Origin of the sequence: Flavobacterium sp. (genome assembly GCF_020217025.1) — a bacterium.
GTDB lineage: Bacteria > Bacteroidota > Bacteroidia > Flavobacteriales > Flavobacteriaceae > Flavobacterium.
Genome location: NZ_JAIWOF010000100.1, coordinates 1 through 10,000 on the forward strand (window position 1 = coordinate 1; position 10,000 = coordinate 10,000).

Annotated in this window: 6 protein-coding genes and 1 tRNA gene; 5 read left to right on the forward strand and 2 right to left on the reverse strand. The window is 31.0% G+C overall.

Features of this window, described 5'->3' with window-relative positions; genetic code table 11:
• Window positions 1-2,080: delta-60 repeat domain-containing protein (locus tag LDL23_RS04835; RefSeq protein WP_291264697.1), on the reverse strand; the 2,080-nt coding region annotated here is incomplete at its 3' end.
• 83 nt (window positions 2,081-2,163) lie between these two features.
• On the reverse strand, window positions 2,164-3,930 hold the full coding sequence (rpsA, locus tag LDL23_RS04840) for a 30S ribosomal protein S1 (protein WP_291264698.1): 1,767 nt from the start codon (window positions 3,928-3,930) through the stop codon (window positions 2,164-2,166).
• 245 nt (window positions 3,931-4,175) lie between these two features.
• Between rpsA and LDL23_RS04845 the strand changes: the two genes are divergently transcribed.
• The 5 genes from LDL23_RS04845 (at window position 4,176) to LDL23_RS04865 (ending at window position 9,831) form a co-directional block, all read left to right on the forward strand.
• On the forward strand, window positions 4,176-5,300 hold the full coding sequence (locus tag LDL23_RS04845; RefSeq protein ID WP_291264699.1) for a TlpA disulfide reductase family protein: 1,125 nt from the start codon (window positions 4,176-4,178) through the stop codon (window positions 5,298-5,300).
• Between the two features lie 164 nt (window positions 5,301-5,464).
• Window positions 5,465-5,546 (forward strand) — tRNA-Tyr (locus LDL23_RS04850).
• Window positions 5,547-5,639: 93 nt separating this feature from the next.
• Window positions 5,640-6,884 (forward strand): peptidase T, encoded by a 1,245-nt coding sequence (pepT, locus tag LDL23_RS04855; RefSeq protein WP_291264700.1) that lies wholly within the window; start codon window positions 5,640-5,642, stop codon window positions 6,882-6,884.
• A gap of 104 nt (window positions 6,885-6,988) precedes the next feature.
• Window positions 6,989-9,229 carry a M20/M25/M40 family metallo-hydrolase gene (locus LDL23_RS04860; RefSeq protein ID WP_291264701.1) on the forward strand — a complete coding sequence of 747 codons (2,241 nt, stop codon included), beginning with the start codon at window positions 6,989-6,991 and terminating at the stop codon, window positions 9,227-9,229.
• 77 nt (window positions 9,230-9,306) lie between these two features.
• Window positions 9,307-9,831 (forward strand): DUF1801 domain-containing protein, encoded by a 525-nt coding sequence (locus LDL23_RS04865; RefSeq protein ID WP_366935474.1) that lies wholly within the window; start codon window positions 9,307-9,309, stop codon window positions 9,829-9,831.
• Window positions 9,832-10,000: the final 169 nt, after the last annotated feature.

Below are 10,000 nucleotides of genomic sequence, written 5' to 3' on the forward strand. Positions count from 1 at the left end.
GTTTTCCTCTAAAAAGAGAAGAATCATAAGTTGTTATTATTATTTTATCATCTGATGAAATTTCAGCATCATCAATAATTGTTGTTGAATTAACAACATCATAATTAAAAGATGAGTCTAAGCTTCCATCATTATTTAATTTTAATATTTTTTTATTAATCCCATTAACAACAAAATCTCCAATAACAACTATTTTACCATTAAAAGACACTAATATTTTATCAACATTTGCTGAAGTAATTTGACTATCTAATACAAAAGTATCATCGGGCACTAAAAAATAAGTTGCATTATACCTTCTTAACCCTCTAAAAGTACCAGCCCCTTGACCTCCAACTAAAATTTTTGAATCATTCTGATATACAAGACTTTTAACATTATAACCACAATCATAACCAACAGAATATTGTCCATTTGCATTTAGAATAACTAAATTATAATTTGGACTATCATTGTATCCTGAGAAGTTCCCTCCAACTAAAAGGAATTCATTATCTAATGGTAAAATTGCGTTAATTGAGGTACCATAACTCGAAGTTCCAAAACCATTTTGGTATATATTAAAACTAACATCTCTTGAGCCATCTAAATTTAACTTAACAATCTGTTTAACGTTTTCATCATTATAGTTAGAAATATAACCTGATAAGTAAATTTTATTCTTCGATTTATTAAACGAAATAAGATTAAGTGATTGATTACCATAACCATCAAAACCTTCATCATTACCATAATTCATTGAGTTATCAATTGAACCATCATTATTCAATTTGATAAATAATCTTTTTAACTCTCCATTATACAAATGAAAAGTGCCACACAAATATAAATCATTATTATTATCTTCTAATATATCATAAACTGAGTAATCATAAAAACCTTTAGTAATATTATTAAAATTAGTTTGTCTTGTACCATCTTGATTAACAATAGCTAAAAAGACAGAATATTTTCTTTTATAATTAAAATAATAATTTTGTGAACCAGAAATAAGCATTTTTTCATCACTAAAAAATGATATTGATTTTATTATACCTAGGCTATTGTAATTAACATTTTCATTAAAAGCTGAGTCAATAGATCCATCATTATTTAATCTTAAGATATTATCAACAACATTTCCATTATGCAAATTAAAAGCTCCAACCACTACTATTTTACCATCTTGTTGAATAACAAAATCATTAACTACAGAAGAGACACTGCTCTGAGTATAAAAACCAGCAAAACCAATATTAAAGGATGAATCTACTGTTCCATCTAAAAATAATCTAATGAAGTTTCTTGAAGAGTTTCCTCCTGCTCCTGTAAACCTGCCTCCAACATAAATAAATTGATTTGTTGCTTTGATATTAAAAATAGGATTATAAATCCCCGAAGCAGTTGAAAATGTTATTGTTAAAAATGTAGTATCCAATGTTCCATCTAAATTTAACCTCGATAAAAGTTTAACATAACCTAAATTATCACTATGAGCTACAATATATTTTCCATTAGATAATACACATACTTTTCCATAAATTATACTTTGATTAGGATTGAATGTATTGTCTACTGTTCCATTTACATTTAATCTCTTAAAAATATTTCCACTTGAAGTTTGTGCAACTAAACTAATTTTACCATCTGGATTTAAGTAAATTTCACCTTTAGTTGGAACATTATATAAGTATAATTGAAAGTTAAAAGATGTATCTAAACTTCCATCTGCGTTTAGACGTACGATATTTTTTACATTAACACTATTGTATTTGTTGAAACTTCCTAAAACAAGTATTTTACCATCTGGTTGTATTACAAAATCTTTTATAAAGACTTCATCGCCAGATGTAGCTTCAAACCCTATTCCTGTATTAAAACTTACATCCAACAAATTATTATTAAGTCGTATTATTTTATTTTTAGTTATGATCATAATTTTTTGATCATCTAAAACAACACTTTTCAAAACTTCATTATTTACAAAATAATGATTTAAAGGTAAATCAAATTGGTTAAAATCAGAATCTCTTGTAAAAGCATCTTGAATTTGAGCATTTACCATAAAAGAAAAAAAGAATAAAAAGTATAGTTTTTTCATTTGTAAGAATTTAAGTTACAAATATAAATAAAAAAAGTCCTGACTTTCATCAGGACTTTTAAATATTAAAAAGAATTCAGAGATTATTTACCTCCTTTTTCCATTTTAGCTTTTAATTCAGCAAGAATATCGTTATTATCACCTAAAGTAGATGTTTGAGCTGAACTATTTGATGTAGTTTCAACTGCAGTTTTAACGTTTTTCTCTTCTTCTTCTCTGAAGATAGCTGTATGAGAAGCTACCACTCTTTTGAATTCTTTATTGAACTCAATAACTTTAAAGTCAGCAGTATCTCCTTTTTTCAATTTTTTACCGTCTTCTTTTTCTAAGTGACGTGTAGGAATGAAAGCAACGATATCGTCACCAAATTCTACAGTAGCTCCTTTGTCAACGATTTCTGAAATTGTTCCGTTGTGGATAGTTCCAACAGCGAAAGCATCTTCATACTTATCCCAAGGATTTGGAGTTGTTTGTTTGTGACCTAAAGATAATTTACGACCTTCAACATCTAACTCTAAAACAACTACATCTAATTTATCACCTACGTTTACAAATTCAGATGGGTGTTTGATTTTCTTAGTCCAAGATAAATCAGAGATATATACTAAACCGTCGATACCTTCTTCTAACTCTACGAAAATTCCGAAGTTAGTAAAGTTTCTAACGATTCCAGTGTGTTTAGAACCTACTGGGTATTTAGCAGTGATATCAGTCCATGGATCTTGCGTCATTTGTTTGATACCTAAAGACATTTTTCTTTCATCTCTATCAAGAGTTAAGATAACCGCCTCTACTTCATCACCAATTTTCATGAAATCTTGAGCTGATCTTAAGTGAGTAGACCAAGACATTTCAGAAACGTGGATCAAACCTTCAACACCTTCAGCAACTTCGATGAAAGCACCGTAATCAGCTAAAACAACTACTTTACCTTTTACTTTATCACCAACTTTTAATTCAGCTCCTAAAGCATCCCATGGATGAGCGTGTAATTGTTTTAAACCTAATTGAATTCTTGTTTTCTCATCATCGAAATCAAGGATTACAACGTTTAATTTTTGGTCTAATTCTAATACTTCAGATGGGTGGTTGATTCTTGACCAAGATAAGTCAGTGATGTGGATTAATCCGTCTACACCTCCTAAGTCGATGAATACACCGTAAGAAGTAATGTTTTTAACAACACCTTCTAATACTTGACCTTTTTCTAACTGACCGATAATTTCTTTTTTCTGAACTTCGATATCAGCTTCGATAAGCGCTTTGTGAGATACTACTACGTTTTTGAATTCGTGGTTAATTTTAACTACTTTGAATTCCATAGTTTTGTTCACATATTGATCGTAATCACGGATTGGTTTTACATCAATTTGAGAACCTGGTAAGAATGCTTCGATTCCGAATACGTCAACGATCATACCACCTTTAGTTCTACATTTTACGAAACCATTAACGATTTCTCCTGTTTCATTAGCAGAAATAACTCTATCCCATGCTTTGATAGTTCTAGCTTTTCTGTGAGATAATACTAACTGACCTGTTTTGTCTTCACGAACGTCGATTAATACTTCTACTTTATCACCAACTTTTAAGTTAGGATTGTAACGGAATTCGTTTAGAGAGATAACACCTTCAGATTTAGCGTTGATATCAACGATAGCATCTCTATCAGTAATTCTTACAACAACTCCTTCTACTACTTCCTCATCTCCTGTAGAAATGAAAGTTTTAGTTACTAGATCTTCAAATTCTTGTAAGTTTTTCTCGTCAACTGCATCAATACCTTCTGCATAGTTGTGCCAGTTAAAATTCGCTAAAAACTCTTCTTGTGTTTTGTTAATTTCAGACATGCTGATTAAAAAATTTGTATGCCGTGCTTCTAGCGTTTCTTAATGCGAAATAGAAAACAACAGCAGTGTTTTACTTAAATGATTGACACCTAATGGAAACGCTATCCGCCAAAAGGTGCGCAAAATTACAACTATATTTTTGATTTACAAAACTTTGAATACTAGTTTTTATTGCGATTCTAACATTTTTTTATGTTTTGTAACTGAGTTATTTTGAATACATTTGCGAAAATTAATTTAAAACGATGAAAAAAATAACATTATTAGCTTTATTTACATTATCAATAATTTCTTGTAACAATTTAAAAGATAATGAATTTCTTATTTCTGGGACAGCAAATGGAATTGAAAACGGGAAAAAAGTTTTTGTCGAAATTCAAGATGAAAATGGAGTAATCGCAAAAGACACTGGTGTAATTGAAAATGGAAAATTTGAATTAAAAGGATCTACAGATAACATCGACTTAGGTTTTATTAGAATTGAAAATGAAAAAATTAATTTACCAATAATTCTTGAAGAAGGTAAAATTAAAATTAATATCGTTAAAGATTCGCTTCAAAAATCAACGATTGAAGGTACTTTTAACAATGATAAATTCCAAAAATTCAATAACGAATCTGTTGCTATTTTAGAAAAAGTTAAAAAATTTGAAAAAGAGAACAATCCTAAAATGCAAAAAGCACTAACTGAAAACGACACTGTTACCGTTAACAAAATAAAGAAAGAATACAAAAACTTTCAAAACGATATGAACGATTATTCTAAAACTTTTATTAAGAATAATCCTGATGCCTTTATTTCTGTTTTGTTATTAGAAAATTTCTTAATGAGAGAATATATTCCTGCAACAGAAATTAAAAGCTTTTATGACAAATTGGATAAAAAATTAGTAAATACAAAAAGTGCTCAGAATATTAAAAAAACTCTTGACCTTATGTTAGCAGTTGTTGTTGGTAAACCTGCTCCAAAATTCTCTGCAAAATCACCTGAAGGAAAATTAATTTCTTTAGACGAATCATTAGGTAAAGTAACTATTGTTGATTTTTGGGCTTCATGGTGTGCACCATGCCGTAAAGAAAACCCTAATGTAGTTGCTCTTTACAACGAATACCACAGCAAAGGTTTAAATATAATAGGAGTTTCTTTAGATCAAGACGCTAAAAAATGGAAAGATGCAATTGCGAAAGACAATTTGAGCTGGATTCATGTTTCTAATCTTAAATATTGGGATGAACCTATTGGAAAACAATACGGTATTTCTTCTATTCCTGCTACCTTTATTTTAGATGCTAAAGGAAATATTGTGGCAAAAGACTTAAGAGGAGATGCTTTACGCGCAAAAGTAAAAGAACTTTTAGACGCGAAATAATTCCTTTTATTTATTAAAAATTAAAAATCTCCTTAGGGAGATTTTTTATGTTTTTCATTTACAGAAGGTTATAAAATAGTCAATAAAATAGTAGTAAATTCCTTTGTAGGAATAAAAAACAATTCTATATTTGCAACCGCTTAGTCAAATAAGCAAGATGGCTTGGGGAGATACTCAAGCGGCCAACGAGGGCGGACTGTAAATCCGCTGATTACATCTTCGCAGGTTCGAATCCTGCTCTCCCCACAAAAGCACCTTTTATTAGGTGCTTTTTTTATTTCCCTAAATCAAATTTTTTAAACCTATACTATTCCTTATATTTGCCTAAATTTATTTATTATGCAACATATTATCGACCGCTTCATAAGCTACGTTACAATAGATACCGAATCAGATCCAAATTCTGACACTACACCAAGTACTAAAAAACAACTTGACCTAGCCAATCTTTTAGTAAAAGAACTAAAAGCTATGGGAATGACAGATGTAACTATCGATAAAAATGGTTACGTTATGGCAACTTTAGAAAGTAATGTAAAACACAATGTTCCAACTATCGGATTTGTATCCCATTATGATACTACTCCTGATTTTACAGGAGCTAATGTAAAACCGCAAATTGTAAAAAATTACGATGGTGGCGATATCATATTAAACAAAAAACAAAACATCGTTTTATCACCAAGTTATTTTAAAGATTTACTTTTATACAAAGGACAAACTTTAATTACAACCGATGGTACTACACTTTTAGGAGCTGATGACAAAGCCGGAATCACCGAAATTATGTCAGCAATGGAATACCTAATCCAACATCCCGAAATCAAACACGGTAAAATTCGTGTAGGTTTTACACCTGATGAAGAAATTGGTCGTGGTGCACACAAATTTGATGTTGAAAAATTTGGTTGCGAATGGGCATATACTATGGATGGAAGTCAAATTGGCGAATTAGAATATGAAAATTTTAATGCCGCTGGAGCTAAAATCATATTTAAAGGAAAAAGCGTTCACCCAGGCTATGCAAAAGGAAAAATGATTAACTCGATGTTGTTAGCCAATCAATTCATTTCTAAATTACCAAAGAACGAAATTCCTGAAAAAACAAAAGGTTATGAAGGATTTTTCCACGTAGTAGGAATTTCTGGAAGTATTGAAGAAACAGTGGTTGAATTAATCATTCGCGACCATAGTGCTAAAAAATTCAAAGAAAGAAAAGAGTTTATCCATGAATTAGCGAATAAATTCAATAAAAAGTGGAAAAAACAATTTGGTGAAGATATCGTAATTGCAGAAGTAAAAGACCAATACTACAATATGAAAGAAAAGGTAAAACCTGTTTTCCATATTGTTGAAATTGCCGAAAAAGCCATGAAAGAATTAGGCATTAAACCAATCATAAAACCTATTCGCGGTGGAACTGATGGTTGTCAATTATCATACAAAGGATTGCCTTGCCCAAATATCTTCGCAGGAGGTCATAACTTCCATGGAAAATACGAATATGTACCTGTTGAAAGCATGGTTAAAGCTACCGAAGTAATTGTGAAAATTGCAGAAATTACAGCTGCAACTAAAAAATAAATCAATACTAGAATAGAAAACTATTATAAAGACAAGCTTTTTGTAGCTTGTCTTTTTTTGTATATTCGTACATCATTTTTATTCATTACAAATAAAAACCAATTATGTTTCAAATTATAAATCTTAGAAAAAGCTTATCGATAGCTGTAATTACTTCACTTTCTATATTTTCTTTTGCTCAAGAAAAACACTTAAAAAACATCAAACAATTAACTTTTGGAGGCGATAATGCCGAAGCATATTTTAATCCAAAAGGTGATAAACTAACACTTCAAGTTACCAATAAAGCCTTTGGAGTTTCGTGTGATCAAATCTTTATGCTGGATTTACAAGCAAAAGAATTTAATGAAAAAAGTTTGCAATTGGTTTCTACGGGAAAGGGAAGAACTACTTGTTCCTTCTACATGCCAGACGGAAAACATATCATATATGCTTCTACTCATGCAGCAGATCACGCTTGTCCGGCTCCACCAAAACCTATTGAAGGTAAATATCTTTGGGCAATTTATCCAGAATTTGACATTTACATGGCCGATTTGAACGGGAATATTGTAAAACAATTAACTAATTCTCCGGGATATGATGCCGAAGCCGTAGTTTCTCCTGATGGAAAGAAAATTGCATTCACCAGTGTTAGAAGTGGCGATTTAGAGATTTACACTATGGATATCGATGGGAGCAATTTAAAACAAATCACTTCTGGATTAGGATATGATGGTGGTTGCTTCTTTTCGCACGATAGCAAGAAAATCGTATTCCGTTCGTCTCGTCCAAAAACAGCTGAAGCAATTAAAGAGTATAAAGATTTATTGGCACAAAATTTAGTGGCTCCATCTGAAATGGAAATCTACACTTGCAACATCGATGGTTCCGATTTAAAACAAATTACGAATCTTGGAAAAGCCAATTGGGCACCTTACTTCCACCCTTCTGATAAAAAAATCATCTTCTCTTCGAATCATCATTCCACTCGTGGTTATGATTTCCAGTTGTACATGATTGATACCAATGGTGAAAACTTACAGCAAATTACTTGGGAAAGCGAATTTAATGCGTTTCCAATGTTTTCTCCTGATGGAAAAAAGCTAGTATTCTCAAGTAACAGAATGCAAAGTAAACCTAGAGAAACCAACGTTTTCATCGCCGATTGGGTTGAAGGAGATACCGCTGAAATTGCACAACCAAAATCACTAAAAAAACATATAACTTATTTAGCTTCTGATGAATTACAAGGTCGCTTAACCGGTTCGGAAGGTGAAAAAAAAGCTGCCGATTATATTGCAAAAGAATTCAAAGCTTTAGGATTGAAACCTTATGCGAATAATAGTTATTTCCAAAAATTCAATTACAAAGTAAAATTGAATCCTCATGCTACAGATGGTTCGGGTGACAAAGCCAATCATGGAACTAATGTGATTGCGTTTTTAGACAACAAAGCGTCTAAAACGATTATTATTGGTGCGCATTACGATCATCTAGGTTTAAACGAACACAATCATTCTACAAAACCAAATTCTCATGGTGAAATTCATAACGGAGCCGATGATAATTCTTCTGGTGTTGCTGGAGTTTTGGAATTAGCTCGAATGTTATCAACAAACAAAACCAAAGAAAATACGAATTACATTTTTGCTTTATTTTCAGGTGAAGAAGATGGTTTAATTGGTTCAAAACACATGACAGAAACTTTTAAATCATTATATCCAAATGTTATCACAATGATAAACATGGATATGATTGGAAGATTAAATGCTGATAAAGGGTTAACTGTGGGTGGCGTAGGAACTTCTCCTGAATTCACTAAAATCGTTAACAAAAATAAACCCGCTGGTTTTAATGTTACTTTAGATCTTGCAGGACAAGGACCTTCTGACCACACTTCATTTTATTTAAAAGATATTCCGGTGTTGTTTTTCTTTACAGGAACTCATAACGATTATCACAAACCAAGTGATGATGAGGATAAAATCAATTACTATGGTGTTAGAAACATTACGGATTATGTTTTTAGAGTATGCTCAGAAATTGAAAAATTAGAGAAAGTTGAATTCAATAAAACAGCTATGAATACTGAAAAAGTAGTTCCAAAATACAAAGTAACTCTAGGAATTATGCCTGATTATACTGACCACGGAGATGGGTTACACATTGATGGTGTTACGGATAATCGTCCCGCGCATGCAGCAGGAATTTTAGCGGGAGATATTCTAGTAAAAATTGGAGATTGTGAAATAAAAGAAGTATATAGTTATATGGATTGCTTGGCCAAATTAAGTGTTGGTGATGAAAAAGACGTAACCATAATGAGAAACGGCAAACCAATTACAGTAAAAGTAAAATTCTAAAATCAAATTAAAGAGGACAATGTTCCTCTTTTTTTTATCAAGATTTATTATATTTGATAAACACAAAAATAACTGTTTTGGAAAAAAATCCTTGGAACAAAACCAATCAATGGGAAAACGAATTGGAGCTATTGCATGCTATCATTCGTAAAACTTTATTGATTGAAACTACGAAATGGGGTGGCCCAGTTTACACTTATAAAAGTAAAAATGTTTTAGGAATCGGAGGTTTTAAATCCTATTTTGGAATTTGGTTTTACAATGGTGTTTTTTTAAAAGATGAGAAAAAACTGCTAATAAATGCTAATGAGGAAAACACCAAATCCTTACGTCAAATGCGATTTAATTCCGCTAACGAAATTGATGAAAAGTTAATTTTAGCCTATATTAAAGAAGCTATTGAAATTGAAGAAAAAGGTTTAGTTATTCCTAAAGAGAAAAAAGAAACCATTATCCCTGAATTATTACAAAACGAATTGGATAGAAATTCGGAACTCTTAGATAAATTCAATGCATTTGCTCCATATAAACAAAGAGAATTTATTGAATACATAACTTTGCCAAACAAGAAAAAACTCAAATTTCACGACTTGAAAAAATAATTCCTGTGATATTAGAAGGTCGAGGCTTAAACGACAAATACAGAGCATAAAAAAAGCCGAATTTCAATTAAGAAATTCGGCTTTATCTATTTAAAAAATCTTATTTTGCAGCTAATTTAGCACTCATTTCCATTGAAATAGCAGATTTTTCCATTTTGATTTTTCCAGC